A 22,921-nucleotide genomic window follows, 5' to 3' on the forward strand; every position below is an offset into this window, starting at 1 on the left:
CTCAGTTCCCTTCCGTGCCAGTGCTGTCCGACCCATAGGTGTCGGCCGCGGTGACGAACAGTTCCTCCGTGCGCTTGGTGCGCACCGTGACGACCGCGCCGCGATAGCGGGCGAGCGCGGGCATGATCAGCAGCCCGTCCTCGACCGCCCGCACCAGGCGCAGCCGCTCGAGCAGGGCGACCACCTCGCTGGTCAGGCCGGGCACATCGGCCTGCCACTGGGCGGCGAAGGTGGCGCCGTACCGATCGGCGAGCGCCTGCACGGTCTCGCGCACCCACGCCGCGTCGATCAACGGATACGTCGTCTCGACCGGTTCTTCCACGTCGTCCTCGAACGCCGAATCCGACTGTGCCGAAAAGTCATCGAGCGCCCGCAGGTCGGCCAGCGGCGCGAACACCGTCGACTCCGGGATCGCACCGTCCAACTGCGCGGCGAGCGCCTCGCCCGGGTCCGGTGCGGCCGTTCGCCGTTCCACCGGACTGTCGATATCGAGCACCCGGTCGGCGATCTCACCGGCGAGCAACAACCCCACCTGCGCCAAGGTGCCGGTGCTCGGGAACCGAATGTCCGAGAGCCGCCCGGAGGTGTCGATCAACGCGACCCCTTCCGCCCGGCGTTCGGCCTTCAGCCCGGTGAACATTTCGACATCGGCGACGATCCGATCCTGCCCGAGCACCGGTCGTTCGTTCGGCGCGAGGTCGTCGAGATACACCACCGGCCGCTCGACCAGCGTCCGGCGCACCCGCCGCGCCAGGTCGGCCGCGGTCGGCGCGTGCGCGGGACCGGTTGCGCCCGCGGCGTCTTCGGTGAGCAGCCCGCGCACGCTGTGCAGATGCTGCAGCGCCCGCGGCGGCCGGAACAGCGCGAACACCACCGGCCGGTCGATGTCGTAGAGCGCCTCGCCCGCCTCGGGATCGCTGGCCCAGCCGCCCGCGTCGCCGTCGGCCAGGGTGAGCGCGCCGCGATGGGTCAGCCAGCCGACCGCGTCGACGAAGGCGTCCCGGTCCGCCGCGCGATCGGTGGACAGTTCCAAGCCTTCGACCCGGCCCGCGTAGGCGGCGACCTGATCGGCCAACTCCGACAACGTGATCTGATCACCGGCCCGGCCGAGCGCGGCGATCGACAGCGCCAGGTACGCGTACCTGCGCCGATCGAACAGGCGGTCGGCGGGCGTGCGCGCGGGCTTGCCCGCGTCCAACCGGTCGATGATCGGGAACACTCGGGCGGTGGTCTCGGTGACCTCCAGCCGGTAGCCGAACAGTTCGGCCAGGTCCTCGCGCAGCTCGGTGGCCCACCGGCGGATCAGCGGCAGCGCGATCCGATCCGGATAGGTCCTGGTCACCAGGTGATTGGCGAGGATGACGCGAGCGGCCCGCTGATAGTTGTCCAGCGCAAGGGAATCGATCTTGCGTCCGTGCATCATGCGCGTCCCCCACGCGGCCGGGTCCTGGTGGTTTCCCGCACCTCGAGCCTGCGGTTGTTCAGGTGCAGCAGCCCGTGTGCGGTCTGCACGGCCGTCGAACCGTCGTGTTCGGAGACGGTCAGGGTGACTCCGCTGTCGGATCCGGTGGTCCCGGCGACGCGTCCGCTCACCGGCACCCACGCGGTGGACGCGGCATCGAGCAGTCGCAACAGCACCTCGGTCTCCCGTTCATCGAGCACCCGGTCGTGCACGTCGGCGGACGCGAGGGACTTGGCCGCGTCGGCGCGGGCCCGTTGCGCGTCCAGCTGTATCTCGCGCAACCGGCGAATGCTCGCGTCGTTGCGATGGATTCGGGCAGGCGCGCCGGCCGAGGGCGGCCGCCCGGTTTCGGCCAGCGTGCGCGAGATCTCCAGGGGTGGCGCCTCCCACCAGGATCGCTGCGCAGGGATGAGATCCGCGTCGGGATGTTCCATCGCGAGGTGTCGCGGCCTGCCGAGACCGAACACCGCGTCGAAGAGGGCGTGCGCGCTGTCTGCGGTCGGTGCGGCGGTGAACCAGCCCGCCAGATGCCGCAGCGCGGACTCGCGGCTCACGCCGCCGCGTCGAGTCTCGGTGACCCGCCGCAGCAGCGACAGCACGGCGGCGATGGCGCTCATGGTCGCCTCGCGCAGCCGTTCCGCCTCGGTGGTGCCCGCGTGCTCACCGCTGCCCGCCGCGACGAACCAGGTCCGCAGCCCGTCCCAGCGCGCCTGCCAATCCGCCTGCCGCTCCGCGAAACTCAGCAGCACCCGTTCGTCACAGCCTGCGGCGCGTTCGATCAGCTCGTCGACACCGGTCTCCTCGATCTCGGCGATCGCGCCCGCCAGCCGCGGCACGAATCTGGCCAGGTCCAGACTGAATTCGCGCATGTGCGCGAGCAGCGCGTCCTTGTGCGCCAGAAACGATTCCGGGGTGATCTCGGTGGTCCGCACCAGGTCGCCGAGCGAGAGATAGAAGTGTGCGGCGCGGGCCGCCATATCCGTCAGCGCCGCGTCGAGGCGGCGCAGCGTGCGGTAGACCCGTTCGGCGTCGCCCTCGCGATTGGCCGCGGCGAGGGTGTGCAGGTCGGCCAGCAACTCCGGCAGCACCAGGCGCGAGAGCGAGGCCTCGTCGAGCCGGGCATTCAGGACACCGGCCACCGCGCGATAGGCCTGGAACCCGGCCTGGGAGAACTGGTAGACGAAGTGCCGGTTGCGATATTCGGCCAGCGTCGCGGCGCGCGTTCCGTCGTAACTGCGCTCCAGCACGCCCCATTGGTGCAGTTGATCGAGTAGCGGGCCGATTTCGGCGGCGGTGAGGTGCGGCGCGTTCAGGCGGGTGCCGCGTTCACTCGACCAAGCCTGCGCGCTGGCCGGACCGTCATCGGCCTGCGATTTCACAGCAGACTGACTGGTCTCCTTGTCCTCCGTATGTTGCTGGCCCTCGACGTCAGGCGCAGGGTCGGACTCGGCGAGGTCGAGCAGATCGGGTGTGCGCAGGCTGTGTCCGTTGCGCTCGATCCACTCCGCCACATCGTCGGCGTGCAGCAACACCACATAGGCGGCCCGCGCGCTGTCGAAGGCGCGCAGCACCCAGAGGTAGTCGGCGCGGCGCTCGGCGGTGGCGAAGGAGAACAGCCGCAGCCGGTCGTCCCACAGGACGGAGGCGCTCGCGGCGGCGTCGACGGAGTCGGTCACCGGGAACAGGGTAGTAGCGGGCCGGTCGCCGACAGCGGGTACATACCCGGTTCGGCGTGGCCGTGTCTTGTTTGCCGGGTGTTCGCCGCCGAATCGGGCTGTGCCGGTGCGGTACCGGTCACTCGCTAGAGAGCGAACGCAGCTGGTCGAGGTACACGCGGGCGCGCGGATCGCCCGGGTAGCGGGCGATGATTTCGCGCGCGGTCTCGCCCGCGATCCACATCAGCGACGGCAGCGAACGGCGTTTACCCGCGAACGCGCGCAGTCCCTCATCGACCGCGAGTTCCAGATCGCGATTGCGGACCGCGACGACCGCCAGAGTCAGATGCGCCTCGGACACCCGCATCGGATTGCGCACGGTGCCGTCGGCCCGCGTCGAGTTCCGGATGACCTCGTTCGCATAGGTCTCGGCCAGCCGATCCTCACCCGCGACACGGCAGCAGTCCATCGCGTAGAAGTCGAATTTCTGCGGATCGACCACGAAATGGTTGTCCAGGTTGATCGGATGATCAAGTCGCTGCAAAATTGCTCGACCCTCGTCCAGTGCCGTTTCGACCTCGCGCCGGTCGCCGAGCCGCGCCCAGGCCTTGGCCCGTTGCGCGGCGAGTTGCACACCGACACCCAGGTTTTGGCTGGTCGACAGCACCTGGTCGACCGCGTCGATCGCGCCGCGATAGTTGCCCTGGGTCAGCGCGAACCAGGCTGCCATTTCCGCACTCCAGCCGGTGATTTCGGCGTTCTCGGCCTCCTGGCCCAGTGAGAGTGCCGCGCGCCGGGTCGCTTCCGCGGCAGTCCGGCGGCCGAGGTCGTAATCCACGCAACCCACCAGTAGCGCAACCCATCCCGCGAGCACCAGGATGTCGCGGTGCTGCGCCAAAGTCAGTCGGCCGTCCAGCAGTGAGGTAATCCGGCGCAACCAGCCGGTTCCTTCGGCGTGCAGCTCGTGCGGATCGGCGTAGGAGTACTCGCAGCACAGGCGTTCCGCGGTGATGCGGATGGCGTCCAAGGTGGCGGGGGAGACGTCCGACATGCGCAGGCGCCCGATGAATTCCAGCGTGTCCATGCCGGTTGCCGAGAGCACTTCGTCGTCCCGATTCGGCCTGGCCTTGGGGAAGAACGCGGCGGTGACAGTGTCGAAGGCGGCGGAGATGATCGGTGCGTAAAAATCATCCGGCCGCGACTCGCCCGATTCCCAGCGGCGCCAGTTACGCAGCAGTGTACTGTCTGTCGGCAGGTTGTGGGATGACTTGGCGCGCATCACGCGGACGGCATCGGCTTGTGACCACCCCCGCGCATCGCGTTCGGAGCGCATCCGGACAGCCCAGACGGGTCGATCGTCTCCAGCGGCCACGTCAGTAGTATCGCACCAGTTAACGCCCGGTGGCCGAGATAGGGCATATAGGTGTCACTGGGTTGACATCTACATTCGCAAGTTGGCGTTGTACATGCTGGACATGAGAGCGGAAAGTTAGCCGGACACGTATCGTCTCAACCAGATGCAATTGCATCTGTCCTTGCAAGGCGCAGTGCCCCACAATGGGGAGATCCACATAAGGACAGCGGTACCCAATCCAACGGAGGTTCGGGTGGAAGCGTTGATCTATGGATACTTGCGTGACGATTTGGCCGATGGCCACAGCGAAGAGCTAGAGGATGCGATGAGCACCCTCGCCCGGGAAGAGGGGCTCTGCTTCGCCGCAACGTTCCATGAATCGACTTCCGGTGACGGCGCGGCATTCGTCGAGCTGACCCAGGAGCTCAAGCGAGCAGACGCGCACCACGTCGTGGTTCCGTCGCTCGATCACCTTGCCGGCCAGACGATCCCGCGGGATATTCTGCTAGCGAAACTGGCGCGCGAGGCGGCGGCGCAGATCTGGACCATCGAGACCTGATCGACCCGACGGCAGGCCCGACCGCAGGGACACCACCCAGCGCTTGGACATTTCGCACCGCCGTCGCACTCCCGCAAGCATCCTTGTCGCGGCCACACCGGCCAGCAGCGAGGCGAGCAACGCCGCAACATGGTGTTGCCCGAACAGCGGATATACCTGCCAATGCAGGAGATACACGAACAGCGAGCTGTCGGCGAGAATCGCCGCGGCGATGGCCACCAGGGCGGGCACCCGGATCGCGGGCAGCCAGATCAGCACCAGCAGCCCGGCCATGACCAGTCGTTCCCGGTCCGTCGTGTCGAAATAGCCGGGCACACAGGCCAATAGGACAGCGCTCACCAGCAGCCGCTGCCACCCCGACGTCGCCTTCGCGGCGGCCCAGCCGAGGGCGAAGAACCAGGCGGCGAGCGGCGAGTACGGCACATCCGTCGCCGGATAGAGGCCGAACGGCTGAAAGCGCAGCAGCACACTGATGGCGAGCAGGCCCATGGCGAACCAGAACGGTTCGCGCCGCTCGAGCATGTCCACCAGCGGAATCCGGATCAGCAGCGCCGCGACGACCATGAAATACCCGAGCACCTCGATGAACCAGAGGTGCCCCGCGGTGTCGCTGTCGAACGGCCCCAGAATCTTGTTGAGCAGCAACACGTTCTGCCAGCCGTAGTAGTCGGTGAACAGCAACGTGATGGCTACCCAGACGGCGGTCGGCACGGCGATCAGCGCGACCGTGCGCAGCGCGTGTCGCAACCGTTCGGCACGCGGCGCGGCGGTCACCGCGAACCTGGCGAAGTTGAATCCGGCGACCCCGAGCAGCACGTGCGCGGCGCCCAACAGCACATAGAGGCCGATGTGTGAGCTCGCGACCAGCACGATGGCGGCGGCGCGCAGCAGCGTGCCGGTGTCGAGGGTGCGGCCCAACCGGCTGCCGCCGTGCGGGATCCGGTCCAGCTCGGCGATCGTCATGGTCGGCCAGTCGGTGGGCAGCTTGCCGAGCGCGCGTTCGACTCTCGCCGCGGTGGTCACGTAGGTCAGCGAATTGCCGCCGAGAGCGACGAAGGTGCTGTCCGGGCGGATCAGTGCCGGGTCGAGGCCGAGGGCGGTGGCGTAGAGCGCGCGGATGTCCCGGGTCGGTGGTGCGGGCGCGGACAGCGTGCGCACGGCGGGGTAGTCCGGCTTGCCGCTGGGCAGTCGCGGCAATTCGTCGACGGGGCAGACCCTTACGGACGCGGCGGGCAGCCCGGCCAGTTGGGCGGCGGTGTCGGTCGGGTCGGTGGCGGGGCTTTCCACGGCCACGACGAGTAATTCGTCGTCGTCGGTGCAGCAAACGGTGAAACCCGCTGCGGTGAGACCGGTTTCGAGGCGTTGCAGGTCGATGCGGAGGCCGAAGATCTTGGCGAATCGGCTGCGCCTGCCGATCACCTGATACAGCCCCTCGGGGGTGCGGCGCGCGAGATCGCCGGTGCGCAAAGCGGTTACCGTGCGACCGAGCGCGAGATCGGCGGGGCTGGTGGCGTAACCGAGCATGACGTTGGGTCCGTGATAGACCAGCTCGTGCGGTGTTTCGGTGTTGCCGTGCCCGCCGAGGTCGACGCCGCGCTCGTGCCCGCCTGTCTCTTCGATCGGTTCCAGGCTGAATTCGCCGCCGGGGATCGGCACGCCGATGCAGTCGGGCCGTTCTGCCGCCAAATCTGGTGGCAGGTAGGCCATTCGGGCGGTCGCCTCGGTCTGGCCGTACATGACGAAGAAATCCCAGCCCGAATCCTTACCGAGCCTGGCGTACTCGCGGACCCGCTCGGGGGCGAGCCTGCCGCCCGCCTGGGTGACGTAACGCAGATCGGGTAATTCCATGTCGGAGAAGCCGATTCGGTCCAGCAGATCGATGGTGTAGGGCACGGCCGCGAAAGATGTTGCGCGGCAGGCGCGGAACTCGTCCCAGAACGCGTCGTCCAGTACCGACCGTTCGGTGAGTAGCAGACTCGCGCCGCGCAGCAGATAGCTGTGCACCACCGACAGTCCGTAGCAGTAGAACATCGGCAGCGTCGTGGATGCCCGATCATCTGGTCCGATGGTCAAGTACTCGGCGATCGAGGCGGCATTGGCCAGCAGGTTCGCCGAGGACAGCCGAACCAGTTTCGGCGACCCGGTGGAACCCGAAGTACTCAGCAGCAGCGCGAGATCCGGATGCAAGGCATGCGCGGAGGTTTCGCGCCGCACATCCGGCCTGCCGTCCTCGATGACGACATCGGGATCGTAGGTGGTCACCAACTCGTCGGTGACTGCCGAGGTGAGCAGCACAACGCAACCCGCGCTGAGCGCGCCGAGATACCCGACGAGCGAGGCGAGGTCGTTGCGGGCCGCGAGCGCGACGAGTCGCCGGGTCGGTCCGAGCTCGGCCGCGAACTCCTCGACGAGCGTCGCCAGCTGCGCGTAGGTGACCTGCCGCAAATCTTCCGCCACCGGTTCCGCTGCCATGACGCTCGCCGGTGGAGATAGCGTGCAGAGGATGGCGATCCGGTCGTCGAAACTACGAAGGTGTGCGACGATCCGGTGAAAGGTCACCGGAAAAAGGATAGGGGGCAGCCACTTTCCGGCCGACAAGCGGCCCCCCGGTGAACACCGGGCAAACTGCCTTGATGCAGCGTCCGAAGCTGCCGGGTCAGAGTCCGAAGCTGCCGGGACCTCGCCTGCGCAGGTACTTCTCGAACTCGGCCGCGATGGCGTCGCCGTCGATCTTGGCCATCGCCTCGTTCACGTCGACCGCCGCGTCGCCGCGCTCCTCGAGCGAGCGCACGTATTCGCTGACCTCGTCGTCGCCCGTGGTCATCTCGTTGACCGCGGTCTCCCATTCCTCGGCCTGCGTGGGCAGTTCGCCGAGCGGCACCTCGATATCGAGCACGTCCTCGACCCGGTGCAGCAGCGCGATGGTGGCCTTCGGGTTCGGCGGCTGCGAAACGTAGTGCGGCACCGCGGCCCAGAACGACACCGCGGGCACGCCCGCCTTCACGCACTGGTCCTGCAGCACACCGGTGATGCCGGTCGGTCCCTCGTAGCGGGTCTGCTCGAGGTTGAAGCGTTCGGCCGCTTCCTTGCTATAGGCGGAGCCGGTGACCGGAACGGGACGGGTGTGCGGGGTATCGGCGAGCAGCGCGCCCAGGATGACGACGGTTTGCACGCCGAGTTGTTCGATGAATTCCAGCAGGTCCTCGCAGAACGAGCGCCAGCGCATATTGGGCTCGATGCCGCGCAGTAACACGATGTCGCGGTCGCTGCCGGGCGGCGAGCAGACCGACAGCATGGTGGATGGCCACTGGATTTCCCTGGTCACGCCGTCTACCTGCCGGACCGTCGGCCGGTTGACCTGATAGTCGTAGTAGTCCTCGGAATCGAGTTCGGCTAGCGGCTCGGCGTCCCAGATCAATTCCAGATGCTCAACGGCGCCGCTTGCGGCGTCGCCCGCGTCGTTCCAGCCTTCGAAGGCCGCAACCAGCACCGGTTCCCGCAATGTAGGCAGTTCCGGATCGGGAGTTTCACTGGGGTTCACTCGGTCAGCCTAATGTGTGCGGGGAACTGGCGTGTCGTATGCCGTGGCCGGGCCCGGCGTGTTCGGCGGCAGCGGAGTTGGCCAGGTGTGTCCCTCCACACGCGACGCGCCGAGCTGCACTGTCGCACCCGACCATTACGCTTGATCGCATGTCTGCGTCTGTCCCCGCCGAGTTCGACACCACGCTACTCGACACGTTGCGCCGCCGCGTCGTGATCGGTGACGGTGCGATGGGCACGATGTTGCAGGCGGCCGACCTCACCCTGGACGACTTCCTAGGTTTAGAGGGCTGTAACGAAATCCTCAACGACACCCGCCCCGACGTGCTGCGCAGCATTCACCGCGCGTATTTCGAGGCGGGCGCCGACGCGGTGGAGACCAACACCTTCGGCTGCAACCTGCCGAACCTGGCCGACTACGACATCGCGGACCGCATCCGTGATCTGTCCGAGCGCGGCACCCGGCTGGCCCGCGAGGTCGCCGACGAGATGGGCCCGTCCGCCGACGGGACCCCGCGCTATGTGCTCGGCTCGATGGGCCCCGGCACCAAGCTGCCCACGCTGGGCCATGCTCCTTATACCGCGCTGCGCGACGCGTACACCGAATCCGCGCTCGGCATGCTCGAGGGCGGCGCGGACGCGATTCTGATCGAGACCTGTCAGGACCTGCTGCAGGTCAAGGCGGCGGTGACCGGCAGCCGGGCGGCGATGCGCCAGCTCGGCCGTCGCATTCCGATCATCACGCACGTGACCGTGGAGACCACCGGCACCATGTTGGTCGGCAGCGAGATCGGCGCGGCCCTCACCGCGCTGGAGCCGCTCGGCATCGACATGATCGGGCTGAACTGCGCCACCGGCCCGGCCGAGATGAGCGAGCATCTGCGGCATCTGTCCAGGCACGCGCAGATCCCCGTGTCGGTGATGCCCAACGCCGGCCTGCCGGTGCTCGGTAAGAACGGCGCCGAATACCCGCTCACCCCGGAGGAGCTCGCGGTCGCGCTGAGCGGCTTCGTCTCCGAGTTCGGGCTGGCGCTGGTCGGCGGCTGCTGCGGCACCACGCCCGAGCACATCCGGCAGGTGACCGAGGCGGTCCGCGAGATCGAGCCGAAGCTGCCCCCGCTCGACGAGCGCCGCAGCCCGCTGCACGAGCCCGCCGTGTCCAGCATGTACACGGCGGTGCCGTTCGAGCAGGAAGCGTCGGTCATGATGATCGGCGAGCGCACGAATGCCAACGGCTCCAAGGCCTTCCGCGATGCGATGCTGGCCGAGGACTGGCAGAAGTGCCTGGACATCGCCAAGGACCAGACCCGCGACGGCGCGCACATGCTCGATCTGTGCGTCGACTACGTCGGTCGCGACGGCGCCAAGGACATGGAGGCGCTGGCCGCCCGGCTGGCCACCTCCTCGACGCTGCCGATCATGCTCGACTCCACCGAAACCCCGGTGCTGAAGGCGGGTTTGGAGCACCTCGGCGGCCGCTGCGCGGTGAACTCGGTGAACTATGAGGACGGCGACGGCCCGGAGTCCCGCTTCCAGCAGACCATGCAGCTGGTCGCCGAACACGGCGCCGCCGTGGTCGCGCTGACCATCGACGAGGAGGGCCAGGCCCGCACCGCCGCGAAGAAGGTGGAGATCGCCGAGCGGCTCATCGCGGACATCACCGGCAACTGGGGTGTGCTGGAAAGCGACATCATCATCGACACGCTGACCTTCACCCTCGGCACCGGCCAGGAGGAGTCGCGCAAGGACGGCATCGAAACCATCGAAGCCATCAGGTTGCTGAAGAGCAGGCATCCGGCGGTGCAGACCACGCTCGGCCTGTCGAACATCTCGTTCGGCCTGAATCCCGCGGCCCGCCAGGTGCTGAATTCGGTGTTCATGCACGAATGTGTCCAGGCCGGACTGGATTCCGCGATCGTGCACGCGTCGAAGATCCTGCCGATGGCGCGCATCCCGGACGAGCAGCGCAAGGTCGCGCTGGATCTGGTGTACGACCGTCGCGGCGAGGACTACGACCCGCTGCAGGTACTGATGGGGCTATTCGAGGGCGTGTCGACTTCGTCGTCGCGGGCCTCGCGGGCCGAGGAGATGGCGTTGCTGCCGCTGTTCGAGCGGCTGGCACGCCGGATCGTCGACGGCGAGCGCAACGGCATGGAGGCCGACCTCGAAGAGGCGATGCAAGAGGTGCCGCCGCTGCAGATCATCAACGAGACGCTGCTGTCCGGCATGAAGACCGTCGGTGAGCTGTTCGGCTCCGGCCAGATGCAGCTGCCGTTCGTGCTGCAGTCGGCCGAGGTGATGAAGGCCGCGGTCGCCTACCTGGAGCCGCACATGGAGGCCACCGACGACAGCGGCAAAGGTCGCATCGTGCTGGCCACGGTCAAGGGCGACGTGCACGACATCGGCAAGAACCTGGTCGACATCATCCTGTCGAACAACGGGTACGAGGTGGTCAACCTCGGCATCAAGCAGCCCATCGCGACCATCCTCGACGCCGCCGTGGACAAGAAAGCCGACGTCATCGGCATGTCCGGGCTGCTGGTGAAGTCGACGGTGATCATGAAGGAGAACCTGCAGGAGCTCAATACCAAGGGCGTGGCCGAGCAGTTCCCGGTGCTGCTCGGTGGCGCGGCGCTCACCCGAGGCTATGTCGAGAACGACCTGACCGAGGTGTACGAGGGCGATGTGCACTACGCCCGCGACGCCTTCGAGGGCCTGCGGTTGATGGACGACATCATGACCCGCAAGCGCGGCGGCGGCATCGACCCGGACAGCCCCGAGGCGATCGCCGAGCGGGAGAAGGCGGCTCAGCGCAAGGCGCGCCACGAACGGTCCAAGCGGATCGCCGAGCAGCGCAAGGCCGAAGAGGTGCCGATCGAGGTGCCCGCGCGTTCCGATGTGGCCGCCGATGTGCCGGTGCCGACGCCGCCGTTCTGGGGTACCCGGGTGGTGAAAGGCCTGGCGCTGCACGAGTATTCGGGCCTGCTCGACGAGCGCGCGCTGTTCCTCGGCCAGTGGGGCCTGCGCGGCCAGCGCGGCGGCGAGGGACCGAGCTACGAGGAACTGGTGGAGACCGAGGGCAAGCCGCGCTTCCGCGCCTGGCTCGATCGGCTGAGCACTGAGGGCGTGCTGCAGCATGCCGCGGTGGTCTACGGGTACTTCCCGGCCGTGTCCGAGGGCGACGACGTGATCGTGCTCACCGAACCGAATCCCGGTGCGCCCGAACGCTATCGGTTCACCTTCCCGCGTCAGCAGCGCGATCGCTTCCTGTGCATCGCCGACTTCATCCGGTCGCGCGAGCGGGCCGAGCAGACCGGTCAGGTGGACGTGCTGCCGTTCCAGCTGGTCACCATGGGCCAGCCGATCGCCGACTTCGCCAACGAACTCTTCGCGGCCGACAACTACCGCGATTACCTCGAGGTGCACGGCATCGGCGTCCAGCTCACCGAGGCCCTGGCCGAATACTGGCATCGCCGGGTGCGTGAGGAACTGACCCTGGACGGGCATGCGGTCGCCGACGACGACCCCAGCGACGTCCTCGAATACTTCAAACTCGGCTATCGCGGGGCGCGCTACTCCTTCGGTTACGGCGCCTGCCCGGACTTGGACGACCGTGCCAAATTGGTCGACCTGCTCGAGGCCGACCGCATCGGCGTCGTGCTGTCCGAGGAGCTCCAGCTGCATCCGGAACAGTCCACCGATGCCTTCGTCCTGCTGCATCCCGAGGCGAAGTACTTCAACGCCTGAGTTCGGCGGGCGGACCTTTCCCGGCGGCGCCGCCGTCGCGTTAGCCGCGCGCTCGCTACGGCGGGTGTGCGGTCGAACGCGCGTGCGGTCGCCGCCGAATCGGTTATGGGACCGGTCGGTGGATAGTGATCGTGGTCACGGTGTCACGGAACACTGTTCGCGTACCGCAAGGACCTTGGCTACCTGCTCGTATGCCATGATTTGGGCAAATCCCGACGCGCCGAGCGGATTTCGTGTCTCGGCGTGGCGGGGCGCTGACCTGGGATATCACCCGGGGACTTTTGGTGAGGTGGATGTGTGTCGGGTGGGTATGCCATTGTCGGAAGCGTTGCAACTGCATCCGGGGCAGTCGGCGGGTGCGTCGCCATCGCTGCTTACGGGTGTAAAGGACTACGGCGCGTAGCGTTTTCGGGGATTTCCCGGCGTTTCGCGCCACTGCAGTACCAGCTCGGCGCGTAAGCAGGAAGGCACAACAGCATGACGGCGGACCGATTGATCGCGGGACGGTATCGACTCACGGATCCGATCGGCACAGGCGCTATGGGCGTGGTCTGGCGCGGCACGGACGTCCGCCTGCGCCGCACGGTCGCGGTGAAGCAGCTCATTCTCGGGCCCGGCTTGTCGCGCACGGCGGCACTGGAGGCCAAGCTGCGCGCCATGCGCGAGGGTCGCATCGCGGCCAGGCTGCACCATCCGCACGCGATCACCGTCTTCGACGTCGCCGAGGAAGACGGCCAGCCGTGGCTGGTGATGGAATACATGGACGCGCCGAGCCTCGCGGCCAAGCTCTCCGGCAAGCGCACCCTGTCGCCGGTCGAGGTCGCCCGCATCGGCGCGCAGGCCGCCGGCGCGCTGGCCGCCGCGCACGACGCGGGCATCATGCACCGCGACGTGAAACCGGCGAACCTGCTCGTCGGCGACGACGGCACCGTGAAGATCACCGACTTCGGCATCTCCCGTGCCGTCGGCGATGTCACTGTGACCGCCACCGGCTTCCTCGCGGGCACTCCGGCCTACCTCGCGCCCGAGGTGGCGCGCGGCGAGAACCCGGAGCCCGCCTCCGACGTATTCGCCCTCGGCTCAACGCTTTACGCCGCCGTGGAGGGCCTGCCGCCGTTCGGCGAGGGCGACAACCCCCTTGCCGTGCTGCACGCCGTCGCGCGCGGACAGATACCGACGCCCGAGCACGCCGGTGCGCTCGGGCCCGTCCTGCTGCGACTACTCGCCCCGACCATCGACGCGCGCCCGACCATGCGGGAGGCGCAGAAGGCGCTGGAAGCCGTTGCGGAGGGCCGGGTTCCGAGTCTCGGCACGCCCGCGCTCACCAAGGCGCTGCCCGCCCCTGGCGCCGACAACGCGACCACCGTGCTGCCACAACCGAGCCCGCAGCCGGGCGCCGACGCCGCAGGCAGCAACGCGAACGACGCGACCACCGTGGTGCCGACCGCCGCGCTGACCAATCCGCCTGTCGCTGAATCCGTTTCCGCACAGCCGCCGGTCCCGCCGCGCAGCGGTGCGACGCTGCCGGGCGGCCCTGGCAGCGGGCCGTCGCGCAACCGTTCGCTGGCCATGGCGGGTGTCGCGTTCGTCGTGGTGCTCGCGGTGATCGGGCTCATCGCCTTCGTCACCAACGATCGCAAGAGCACCGACACCGCGACGCCGCCGGGGAACACGAGTACGTCCTCGTCCGTCGACGTCCCGGCGCAGCCGCCGAACGCGGCGGGCCCCGGGCAGCCGGAGTCGCCCGTGCCGGTCACCAACCCCGCGCCGTCGCAGCAGCCGAGCGGCACGCCAACGCCGTCGTCGGCCCCGCCTTCCTCGTCGGCCCCGCCCTCGTCCGCGCCGCCGACGACGCCATCGCCGACCATCAGCGCGACGCCGTTCGGTCCGCCGACGCCGGAGAAGGTTTCCCAGTTCGTGTCCGGCTACTACGGCATGCTCCCCGGCAATCCCAGTGCCGCGTGGTCCCAGCTCTCGCCCGCGTATCAGGGCGTGGCCGGTGGCTACAACGAGTACGTCCGGTGGTGGGGCACGATCAGCTCGATCACCGTTCGCTCGGTGACGCCGAACGGCGACAACCGCGCGGTTGCCTCGCTCACCTATGTGAAGAAGAGCGGCGAGACAGTGAACGAGACCCGCTGGTTCCAGGTCGCCGCCGAGAACGGCCGCATGCTGATCACCGCTTCGGGAACGTAAGCAAAGCGCTCCTCTCGACGTGGTAGAGGCCACAACTACGCAACTGGCCACGGTGGTGCATCGGGTGCGGCGGTTATCGTGGCTACGGCCTGATCGGTAACTCGAACGAGGAGATGTGTGACCGCGCGACCAGTCGCTGTTCTATGGGATATGGACGGCACGCTCCTGGATTCGGAGAAGCTCTGGGATATCGCTATGCGCGAACTCGCGGGCCAGCACGACCGGGAGCTGACCGCCGAGCTCCGGCACACGTTCATCGGTGCGTCCGGACCGGACGCGCTGCGGCTGCTGTTCACCGGCATCGGCATCGAGCCGACACCCGAGGCGGTGCGCGCCGCGGGGCAGTTCATCGAGCACCGGGTGACCGAGTTGATGACCGGCCCCATCCCGTGGCGGCCGGGCGCGAAAGACGCGCTGGGGTTGGTCCGGGCCGCCGGGCTGAAGTCGGCGCTTGTCACCAATACCAAGCGGTCGCTCGCCGAGTACGGGCTCGACACCTTGGGCCGCGACTTCTTCGACGTGTCGGTCTGCGGCGACGAGGTGACGCGCGGCAAGCCGGAACCGGACGTGTATCTGCGCGCCGCCGAACTGCTCGGCGTCGATCCGCGCGACTGTGTGGCGGTGGAGGATTCGCCGACTGGCACCCGCGCGGCGCAGGCCGCGGGTTGCGCGGTGATCGTGATCCCGTGCGAGATTTCGGTGCCGGACGAACCCGGCCGCAGCTTTCGCGACACCTTGGTCGGGCTGACGGTCGATGACCTCGAACAAGCGCTGAAGCAGCGCGGCTGAGCGGTCGCCGTTCGACACTCCCGACCGCGCGCCATCGAGAGTTACTGTGCCGCAACGGGAGTGCGTGCTGCTGGTAGGTGTGACCGCGATCACCGGCAATCTCGCCCAATCCCGGGCGTGTCGGTGGTCGGCTCTACCAGAATGTCGCCATGGCAGCGTTGGGTGTCCTCGACGAGATCGTTGATACCGCACGGTATCCCCTCGCGAATTCCGCGGACGCCGGTCGGCGCGCCGCTGTGGAACTCGCTCGGGCGGAATTGGCCGCGAGTGGCTGTACCGTGCTGCGCGGCTTCATCCGAACGGAATTGACCGAAACGCTGCGGGCGCAAGGCGAGGCGATGGCGCCGCACGCGTACTACGAGGTCGAGCGGGTCAACGCCTACAACATCCCGCTGGATACCGAACTGCCAGAAGACCATCCGGGGCGCATCGTGCTGGACCGGGGCAACGCGTTCGTGCCGCGCGACCGCATCCCCGGCGATGCGCTGATCCATCAGCTGTACACCGACACGCGCTTCCAGCGTTTCGTCGCGGACTGCTTCGGGCTGGCCGAGCTGCACGAGTTCGCCGACCCGCTGGCGGGCCTGTGCCTCAACGTGGTCGCGCCCGGCATGTCGCACCCGTGGCACTTCGACACCAACGAATTTACCGTCAGCATGCTGACCCAGCCCGCTGAGTCGGGTGGAATCTTCGAGTACTGCCCCAACATTCGCACGCCGCAGGCCGAGCACCTCGACGACGTGCGCGCCGTGCTCACCGGCACGGGCGAGCGGTTGATCCAGCGGCTCGACCTGCGCCCCGGCGACCTGCAGCTGTTCCAGGGTCGCTTCTCGCTGCACCGCGTGTCGCCCGTCGCCGGTGCCACGCAACGACATTCGGCGATTTTCGCCTACACCGACCGGCCGGGCGTCATCGGCACGGTGGAGCGCACCCGTCAACTCTTCGGCCGCGTACTACCCGACCATCTGGCCGCCGCGGCCGACGCTGTCCGCGGCGACCGCTTGCTCGACTGAGCCGAACGGCCCGATCGATCCCAGTGATCGGGAGTTACCGCTCGACCCGAGAGGAACGACTGTGGCAGTGCCGTTACACACGACCGGGAAAGCCTCCTTCGACGACATCTACGATCGTCCCGATCCACGCGACTACTACGCCCGCATGTCCGACCTCGACTATCGCATTCCGGAACTGGCGAAACCCGTTTTCCAGCAGCAGATTCGGGAGTACCGCGCCTCGGCCCGCGTCACCACCCCGACCGTGCTCGACATCGGCTGCTCCTATGGTGTCAACGCGGCACTGCTCCGCTTCGACACCACCATGCGGGAACTCGCCGAGCACTACCGCACCGCGGACGGCGATCCGGCCGCCCTCATCGCCCGCGACCGCGAGATACTCGGCAGCAGAGACGGTCTCGCCGACGTCCGCTTCCTCGGCATGGACGCCTCCGCGCCCGCACTCGCCTACGCGCAGCAGACGGGTCTGCTGCACGACACCGTGCACGCCGACCTGGAGTCCGGCGAACCGACCGACGAACAGCGCGAGCTGCTCGCCACCGCCGACATCATCATCTCCACCGGCTGCATCGGCTACGTCACCGAGAAAACTCTGGCCCGGGTCGCGACCGCGCATCCGCGTCGGCGACCATGGATGGCACACTTCGTGCTGCGCATGTTCGACTTCGCGCCGATCGCCGCGGAACTCGCCGCGCTCGGCTACCGGACCGAGCAGGCGCCCGGACTGTTCGAGCAGCGCAGGTTCGCCTCCGCGGCCGAGCAGACCCAGGTGCTGAACACCCTGTCCGCCAAGGGAATCGACACCACCGACCGAGAGACCGAAGGCTGGCTCTACGCCGGCCTGTACCTATCGCGACCGTTGCCGAAGCACCACGCCGACACCGAGGACCAGCATTGACCGAACGCACCTTCGCCGCCGACGACACCCTGCCCCGGGTACCCCTGCCGACGCTGGAGGACAGCTGCGCCCGATTCCTACAATGGTGCGCACCGCTGCTGACCGCCGACGAACTCGCCACCACCGAGGCGGCGGTCGACGACCTGCTGCGCGCGGACGGCCCGGGCCGCACCCTGCACGCGGCGCTGGCCGAGTACGACGCCACCCCCGGCGTCGGCAGCTGGCTGGACCTGTTCTGGCCGTCCCGCTACCTGGGCAGGCGCGATCGGATCGCGTTGAACGCCAACTTCTTCTTCCTCTTCCGTGACGACACCACCCTGGCCGCCTCGACCGCCGCCACCCAGGTGGATCGGGCGGCCGGGATCATGTCGGCCGCAGTGGATTACAAGCGATCCCTCGACGTCGAAGCGATCCCGCCGGTCATGCAGCGCGGGCAGGCGTTGTCGATGTGGCAGAACAAGTACCTGTTCTCCGAGACCCGGATTCCCGGCGAAACGCAGGACAGCGTCCGGGTGCCCTACAGCGCGGAATGGCCGGGCCCGTCGGACGCCAAGCATGTGGTGGTGTTCTTCCGCGGCAGCATGTTCCGGATGGACGTGCTCGGCCCGGACGGCACGCCGTACTCGCTCGACGACCTGGCCGACGGGCTGCGCGAGGTGCTCAAGGCGGGCGCACGGTCGACCCGAACCGATTCCGCGGTAGGGCATCTCACCACCAAGGCGCGCGCCGAGTGGGCGGCGAGCAGGCAGCAGTTGCTCGCCGAGCCGACCAACGCCGCGGCACTGGACACGATCGAGACCGCGCTGTTCTGCGTCTGTCTGGAGGACTTCGCCCCGCGCGACGAGCAGCACGCGTGTGACCAGCTGTTGCACGGAGACAGCGCGAATCGGTGGTTCGACAAGGCGGTGTCGTTCATCGTCTTCGGCGACGGCCAGGCGGGCATCAATGTCGAGCACTGCGGACTGGACGGCACCACCATCCTGTCCTTCGTGGACGCGATGCTGGAGGTTCCGGCGCAGGAGCACGCCGAGCGTTCCGGGGCGCGGGCGCAGGGGCTGCCCGCGGTCGAGCCGATCGAGTTCGTGCTGGATGCGGCGCAGCGCAACGACATTGCCGCCGCCGGTGCCGCATTCGCCCAGTATGCCGCCGACAACGCCACGCAGACGGTCTCTTTCGCGGACTTCGGCACGACCCGCGCCAAGCAGCTCCGCATCTCCCCGGATGCCTTCGCGCAGTTGAGTTATCAGCTGGCGCATCGGCGCAGCAAGGGAATCACCGGCGCCACTTACGAATCCATCGCCACCCGGCAGTACCGCAACGGCCGCACCGAGGCCATGCGGGTGATCACGCCGGAGATGGTGGCATTCGTCGACGCCGTGCAGGACGAGGCAGTCGATCAGTCGGCCAAGCTCGCCGCCGCACGCACCGCGGCCGCCGCACACGTCGCGCGCGCCAAGGAATGCCAGGCAGGTGCCGCGCCCGAGCAGCACCTGTGGGAACTGCAGTGGATCCAACGCCGTCGCGGCGCGGAACTCGGTGTCACCGAGCCGATTCCGCTCTACGACAGCCCCGGCTGGGTGATCATGCGCGACGACTACCTGAGCACCAGCTCGGCGCCGTCGGTCAACATCAGCTACTTCGGTTTCGGCTCCACCAGCCCGCGCTGCATCGGCGTCGCCTACGTCCTGCTGCCGGACCGCTGGAATCTGTACCTGGCCACGCCGACCACGGTCGCGGACCAGATGCACGCCTTCGCCGAGCACCTGCGCACCGCGGTGGCCGATCTGGAGGCCTTGCTCAGCGAGAGCTGACCGGTCGAAAACGCTTCCGTCGCCCCGGTATTCGCTGGGGCGACGGAAGCGTCTTCCGTACCCGACTCGGGTCAGACGTTGTCGATCTGTCGGCGCGCCGCGCGTCCGAGCGCGACCTCGGCCTCCTCGGCGATCTTGCTCAAGACCTCGGCGGCGTAGTCGATCGTGCTGATGAGATCGACGGCCTCGCCTGCCCAGACGGGGGCTGCCGCCCCGCCAGTGGCCACGGCATCGAGGTAGCGATCCTGTGCGGCGGTGTCCGCGCGCAGCTCGTCCTCGCGGTCGTGCCAGTCGTCGAAGAACTCGTTGCGCAGCATGCGCGCGGTGTACTTCGACGGCCACGGTGATCGGCGTGCGATATCGAACACCCGGTTGCGGGAGGTGTCGTGGCCGCGGGCGGCCACGATCGCCTTGGCCTGCTCGGGCATGAGCACCGCTTCGTGCGTCGCCTCGAACCGGGTGCCGACCATGACGCCCGCGGCGCCGAGCGCCAGCGCGGCCGCCAGCCCGCGGCCGTCCGCGATACCGCCCGCGGCGAGCACCGGCGTCGGATGCGCGAGATCGGCGACGGTGGGAACCATCGTCATCGTGGAACGCCCGGCACCGTGCCCGCCCGCCTCGCCGCCCTGCGCGACGATGACGTCCGCGCCGACGTCGACGGCGCGGCGGGCCTCGTCGTGGTCGGTGACCTGGACCATGAGCGCCGCGCCCGCGGCACGCACCGCCTCGACGAACGGTGCGGGATCGCCGAACGACAGCATTACCGCGCGCGGTCGGTACTCATCGAGCACCCATCGCACCGTGTCGAGGTCGACCGCCCAGCTCAGGAATCCGACACCCCAGGCCGAACGCGCGGTGTCCGCGACAATCGACAGCTCGCGGGTCAGCCAGTCTCGATCCCCGCTGCCGACCAGGCCGAGCCCGCCGGCATTCGAGACGGCGGCCGCCAACGCACCGCCTGCCACGCCGCCCATCGGCGCCGACACGATGGGATGACGCAGAGCGAACAGTTCGGTCAGCGCGGTGCGAAAGGGCATGAAACCATCATGCCCGGCCGTTTCCCGGTCGCCAGTGCGTCGCGGCGGCGGTGAGTCCGGGCTGGCACGGGCCGGAGCAACGGTCCCGCACACCGGTCTGAAACAATGGCTCATCGTGAAGAACTTCGAAACCCTGTTCGCCGAGCTGCAGGATCGTGCGGTTACCCGCCCCGAGGGGTCCGGAACCGTTGCCGCGCTGGACGCGGGCGTGCATAGCCAGGGTAAGAAGGTGCTCGAGGAGGCAGGCGAGGTCTGGCTGGCCGCCGAGCACGAGAGCGACGAGTCGCTCGCCGAGGAGATCTCGCAGCTGCTGTACTGGGTGCAGGTGTTGATGGTTGGTCGTGGATTGAAGCTCGAAGACGTGTACCGACATCTGTGATGGCCGCGTCTTACTCCGTAGTTTCTGCTCCCGAAAGGACCCCATCCCATGCTGCGCGTCGCAGTCCCCAATAAAGGCGCCCTGTCCGAAGCCGCCACCGCCATCCTGGTCGAGGCCGGCTACCGCAGGCGCACCGATTCGCGCGACCTGACCGTGCTCGACCCGGCCAACCAGGTGGAATTCTTCTTCCTGCGGCCCAAGGACATCGCCATCTATGTCGGGTCCGGCGAACTCGACCTCGGCATCACCGGCCGCGACCTCGCGCTCGATTCCGGCGCGCCGGTCAGCGAACGGCTCGGCCTCGGCTTCGGCCGCTCCAGCTTCCGCTACGCCGCACCGGCCGGGCAGGCCTGGACGGTCGATGACCTCTACGACAAGCGGATCGCCACCTCGTACCCGAACCTGGTGCTCAGCGATCTGCAGCGGCGCGGCATCCAGGCCGAGGTGATCCGCCTCGACGGCGCGGTGGAGATCTCCATCCAGCTCGGCGTCGCCGACGCCATCGCGGACGTGGTCGGCTCGGGCCGCACGCTGCGTCAGCACAACCTGGTCGCGTTCGGTGAGTCGCTGTGCGACTCGGAGGGCGTGCTGATCGAACGCACCGGCTCCGATCAGCAGGAGCGTGCGCGCAATCAGCTCATCGCGCGCGTGCAGGGCGTGGTGTTCGGTCAGCAATACATCATGCTCGACTACGACTGCCCGAAGGAGCTGCTCGAGGCGGCGGTCAAGATCACGCCGGGCCTGGAGTCGCCGACGGTGTCGCCGCTGGCCGACGACGGCTGGGTGGCGATCCGCGCGATGGTGCCGCGCAAGCAGGGCAACGAGGTGATGGACCAGCTCGCCGAGCTCGGCGCCAAGGCCATCCTGGCCTTCGACATCCGCTCCTGCCGCGCCTTCTGAGCGGATTATCGCCGTCTGTTTTGTCTTATATGCGTGAATAATTCACGCTGAACGCAACCGGTGTGCCTGGTGACCGGGTGTTGTTACCGTGCGGCCTCTCGATGAGGAACGCAAGGAGCACACCCGTGTCACAGACATCGCCCGACGAACGGTCGGGGAGCACATTCGCCTGGAGTGAGGACTGGCTGGCGGCGGTCGCCGGGCTGGCGCTGATCGCGCTGGTCCTGGTCGGCGCGATTCCGGATTGGCTGGTGCCGTGATGTCGGATACTGAAGCGCGGGAAGGTAATTCGCCGGAGGATGCGGCCGGAAGCGTTGCCACCGAAACCGGCACGGACGCCGCCACTTCCGATCAGGTGAAGTCGGAAACGGCGGCACTGCAGGCGGTCTCGCGGCCGACGGTAGGCGCGATCGTGGCGGGGATCGCGGTCGTCCTCGCGCTCGGCGCGCTGACCCGATTCTTCGACACCCACGTCCCGCAGTGGGCGGCGGACACGCCGTTCAAACGGGTGGCCAAGTCGATCGAGTTCCCGGTGTACGCCATCGCGATCGGCCTGCTCGGCAACGTCATCCTGTCCAAACTCGCCCTGCGCGACCGGCTTTCGGCCGGGTTCCGCACCGAGTTCTTCATCAAGACCGGCGTGGTGCTGCTCGGCGCCTCGATCAATCTGAAGATCCTGGTGACCGCGGCGGGTCCGTCGATCCTGCAGGCGCTGTTGCTGATCACCGCGGTGTTCGGGTTCACCTGGTGGCTGGGCGGGCGGCTCGGGCTCGACGACAAGTTGCGCGCGCTGCTGTCCTCGGCGGTGTCCATCTGCGGCGTCAGCGCGGCCATCGCGGCGGCCGGTGCGGTGCAGGCCAAGCGCGAGCAGATCGCCTACGCGGCCTCGCTGGTGATCATCTTCGCGCTGCCGTCGATCTTCGTACTGCCCTGGCTCGCCGACGTTTTCGGGCTGTCCGACGCGGTCGCCGGCGCCTGGATCGGCGGCAATATCGACACCACGGCGGCGGTCGCGGCGTCGGGCGCCATCGCGGGGGAGAAGGCGCTGCAGATCGCCACCATCGTGAAGACCACGCAGAACGCGCTGATCGGCATCGTCGCGATCGCGTTGACCGCGTACTTCACCTTGAAGGTGGAACGCTCCGCAGATTCGGTCCGGCCCTCGGCGCGGCAATTCTGGGAGCGGTTCCCCAAGTTCGTGCTCGGCTTCATCGCCGCCTCGGTGATCGGCACGCTCTACCTGCAATCCGCCGACAGGAAGTCCGGCGCCGCGCACATTCTCATCATCAACGACCTGCGCACCTGGTTCCTGATCTTCGCGTTCGTCTCCATCGGGCTGGAGTTCTCGCTGCGCGGCCTGCGCGAAGCCGGGTGGCGGCCGATCGTCGTCTTCGGCTCCGCGGTGGTGGTCAACCTGGCTGTCGGACTGGGCCTTTCCGTCCTGCTGTTCCGCAACTTCACCCTCTGAGCGCAGTGCTCGCATTGCCGTCACGCGCGTTGTAGTCTGCTGCGCACGGAATTGTTGGCGATTCCGTGCGCGGCACGAGGAGTTGTGCGCGTGGCGGTGGGGCTCGGCGGCCT

General features: G+C 68.2%; 17 protein-coding genes. 11 read left to right on the top strand and 6 right to left on the bottom strand.

Annotated features, from left to right (window positions below; genetic code table 11):
* Position 1 precedes the first annotated feature (1 nt).
* The 3 genes from ACIBK2_RS45185 to ACIBK2_RS45195 form a co-directional block, all read right to left on the bottom strand.
* Entirely contained in the window at positions 2 to 1,420 is a 1,419-nt protein-coding gene (locus ACIBK2_RS45185; protein WP_396977397.1) for a TIGR02678 family protein, read from the bottom strand.
* Positions 1,420 to 3,138 carry a TIGR02677 family protein gene (locus ACIBK2_RS45190; protein WP_396977354.1) on the bottom strand — a complete coding sequence of 573 codons (1,719 nt, stop codon included), beginning with the start codon at positions 3,136 to 3,138 and terminating at the stop codon, positions 1,420 to 1,422. The genes ACIBK2_RS45185 and ACIBK2_RS45190 overlap by 1 nt, the downstream gene beginning before the upstream one ends.
* 118 nt (positions 3,139 to 3,256) lie before the next feature.
* Complete coding sequence (locus ACIBK2_RS45195) at positions 3,257 to 4,489, bottom strand: XRE family transcriptional regulator (RefSeq protein WP_396977358.1); 1,233 nt, start codon at positions 4,487 to 4,489, stop codon at positions 3,257 to 3,259.
* Between the two features lie 235 nt (positions 4,490 to 4,724).
* Here ACIBK2_RS45195 and ACIBK2_RS45200 point away from each other — a divergent pair, with 235 nt between their 5' ends.
* A complete protein-coding gene (locus ACIBK2_RS45200; RefSeq protein ID WP_379290330.1) occupies positions 4,725 to 5,030 on the top strand; it encodes a hypothetical protein in 306 nt (101 codons plus the stop codon).
* Here ACIBK2_RS45200 and ACIBK2_RS45205 read toward each other — a convergent pair.
* Together ACIBK2_RS45205 and ACIBK2_RS45210 are read right to left on the bottom strand one after the other, a co-directional pair.
* Positions 4,977 to 7,502: an AMP-binding protein gene (locus tag ACIBK2_RS45205; protein WP_396977399.1), complete on the bottom strand. Its 2,526-nt coding sequence runs from the start codon at positions 7,500 to 7,502 to the stop codon at positions 4,977 to 4,979. The two genes, ACIBK2_RS45200 and ACIBK2_RS45205, sit on opposite strands and share 54 nt — an antisense overlap.
* Positions 7,503 to 7,686: 184 nt before the next feature.
* The gene (locus ACIBK2_RS45210; RefSeq protein ID WP_396977361.1) at positions 7,687 to 8,571 is read right to left on the bottom strand and encodes a PAC2 family protein; all 885 of its coding nucleotides are present in this window, start codon (positions 8,569 to 8,571) and stop codon (positions 7,687 to 7,689) included.
* Between the two features lie 149 nt (positions 8,572 to 8,720).
* On the opposite strand from ACIBK2_RS45210, the gene metH reads away from it, so the two are divergent.
* From metH to ACIBK2_RS45240, 6 genes are all read left to right on the top strand, one after another.
* Positions 8,721 to 12,317, top strand: a complete 3,597-nt coding sequence (gene metH, locus ACIBK2_RS45215; protein ID WP_396977362.1) for a methionine synthase — start codon at positions 8,721 to 8,723, stop codon at positions 12,315 to 12,317.
* Positions 12,318 to 12,794: 477 nt separating this feature from the next.
* Complete coding sequence (locus ACIBK2_RS45220) at positions 12,795 to 14,513, top strand: protein kinase (protein WP_396977364.1); 1,719 nt, start codon at positions 12,795 to 12,797, stop codon at positions 14,511 to 14,513.
* 117 nt (positions 14,514 to 14,630) lie between these two features.
* Positions 14,631 to 15,302, top strand: a complete 672-nt coding sequence (locus tag ACIBK2_RS45225) for an HAD family hydrolase (RefSeq protein WP_396977366.1) — start codon at positions 14,631 to 14,633, stop codon at positions 15,300 to 15,302.
* A gap of 149 nt (positions 15,303 to 15,451) precedes the next feature.
* The gene (locus tag ACIBK2_RS45230) at positions 15,452 to 16,315 is read left to right on the top strand and encodes an arpA protein (protein WP_396977368.1); all 864 of its coding nucleotides are present in this window, start codon (positions 15,452 to 15,454) and stop codon (positions 16,313 to 16,315) included.
* 61 nt (positions 16,316 to 16,376) lie between these two features.
* Positions 16,377 to 17,213 carry a class I SAM-dependent methyltransferase gene (locus tag ACIBK2_RS45235; protein ID WP_396977370.1) on the top strand — a complete coding sequence of 279 codons (837 nt, stop codon included), beginning with the start codon at positions 16,377 to 16,379 and terminating at the stop codon, positions 17,211 to 17,213.
* Entirely contained in the window at positions 17,210 to 19,024 is a 1,815-nt protein-coding gene (locus ACIBK2_RS45240) for a choline/carnitine O-acyltransferase (RefSeq protein ID WP_396977372.1), read from the top strand. The genes ACIBK2_RS45235 and ACIBK2_RS45240 overlap by 4 nt, the downstream gene beginning before the upstream one ends.
* A 71-nt stretch (positions 19,025 to 19,095) precedes the next feature.
* On the opposite strand, the gene ACIBK2_RS45245 is transcribed toward ACIBK2_RS45240, so the two are convergent.
* A complete protein-coding gene (locus ACIBK2_RS45245; RefSeq protein WP_396977374.1) occupies positions 19,096 to 20,061 on the bottom strand; it encodes an NAD(P)H-dependent flavin oxidoreductase in 966 nt (321 codons plus the stop codon).
* A gap of 97 nt (positions 20,062 to 20,158) precedes the next feature.
* On the opposite strand from ACIBK2_RS45245, the gene ACIBK2_RS45250 reads away from it, so the two are divergent.
* The 4 genes from ACIBK2_RS45250 to ACIBK2_RS45265 all read left to right on the top strand — a co-directional run bounded on the left by ACIBK2_RS45250 (position 20,159) and on the right by ACIBK2_RS45265 (position 22,808).
* The gene (locus tag ACIBK2_RS45250; protein WP_174412539.1) at positions 20,159 to 20,440 is read left to right on the top strand and encodes a phosphoribosyl-ATP diphosphatase; all 282 of its coding nucleotides are present in this window, start codon (positions 20,159 to 20,161) and stop codon (positions 20,438 to 20,440) included.
* Between the two features lie 48 nt (positions 20,441 to 20,488).
* Complete coding sequence (hisG, locus tag ACIBK2_RS45255) at positions 20,489 to 21,340, top strand: ATP phosphoribosyltransferase (protein WP_396977376.1); 852 nt, start codon at positions 20,489 to 20,491, stop codon at positions 21,338 to 21,340.
* A 125-nt stretch (positions 21,341 to 21,465) separates the two neighbouring features.
* Entirely contained in the window at positions 21,466 to 21,600 is a 135-nt protein-coding gene (locus ACIBK2_RS45260) for a hypothetical protein (protein WP_379290350.1), read from the top strand.
* Positions 21,600 to 22,808 (top strand): YeiH family protein, encoded by a 1,209-nt coding sequence (locus tag ACIBK2_RS45265; protein WP_396977379.1) that lies wholly within the window; start codon positions 21,600 to 21,602, stop codon positions 22,806 to 22,808. The genes ACIBK2_RS45260 and ACIBK2_RS45265 overlap by 1 nt, the downstream gene beginning before the upstream one ends.
* Positions 22,809 to 22,921: the final 113 nt, after the last annotated feature.

The organism is Nocardia sp. NPDC050175, assembly GCF_044459885.1.
Taxonomy (GTDB): Bacteria; Actinomycetota; Actinomycetes; order Mycobacteriales; family Mycobacteriaceae; genus Nocardia.

What these genes read in the sequence shown, in the direction of transcription:
- ACIBK2_RS45185 (WP_396977397.1), bottom strand. Translation starts at nt 1,420, where the DNA reads ATGCACGGACGCAAGATCGATTCCCTTGCGCTGGACAACTATCAGCGG.
- ACIBK2_RS45205 (WP_396977399.1), bottom strand. Translation starts at nt 7,502, where the DNA reads ATGGCAGCGGAACCGGTGGCGGAAGATTTGCGGCAGGTCACCTACGCG.
- metH (WP_396977362.1), top strand. Translation starts at nt 8,721, where the DNA reads ATGTCTGCGTCTGTCCCCGCCGAGTTCGACACCACGCTACTCGACACG.
- ACIBK2_RS45220 (WP_396977364.1), top strand. Translation starts at nt 12,795, where the DNA reads ATGACGGCGGACCGATTGATCGCGGGACGGTATCGACTCACGGATCCG.
- ACIBK2_RS45230 (WP_396977368.1), top strand. Translation starts at nt 15,452, where the DNA reads ATGGCAGCGTTGGGTGTCCTCGACGAGATCGTTGATACCGCACGGTAT.
- ACIBK2_RS45245 (WP_396977374.1), bottom strand. Translation starts at nt 20,061, where the DNA reads ATGCCCTTTCGCACCGCGCTGACCGAACTGTTCGCTCTGCGTCATCCC.
- hisG (WP_396977376.1), top strand. Translation starts at nt 20,489, where the DNA reads ATGCTGCGCGTCGCAGTCCCCAATAAAGGCGCCCTGTCCGAAGCCGCC.
- ACIBK2_RS45265 (WP_396977379.1), top strand. Translation starts at nt 21,600, where the DNA reads ATGTCGGATACTGAAGCGCGGGAAGGTAATTCGCCGGAGGATGCGGCC.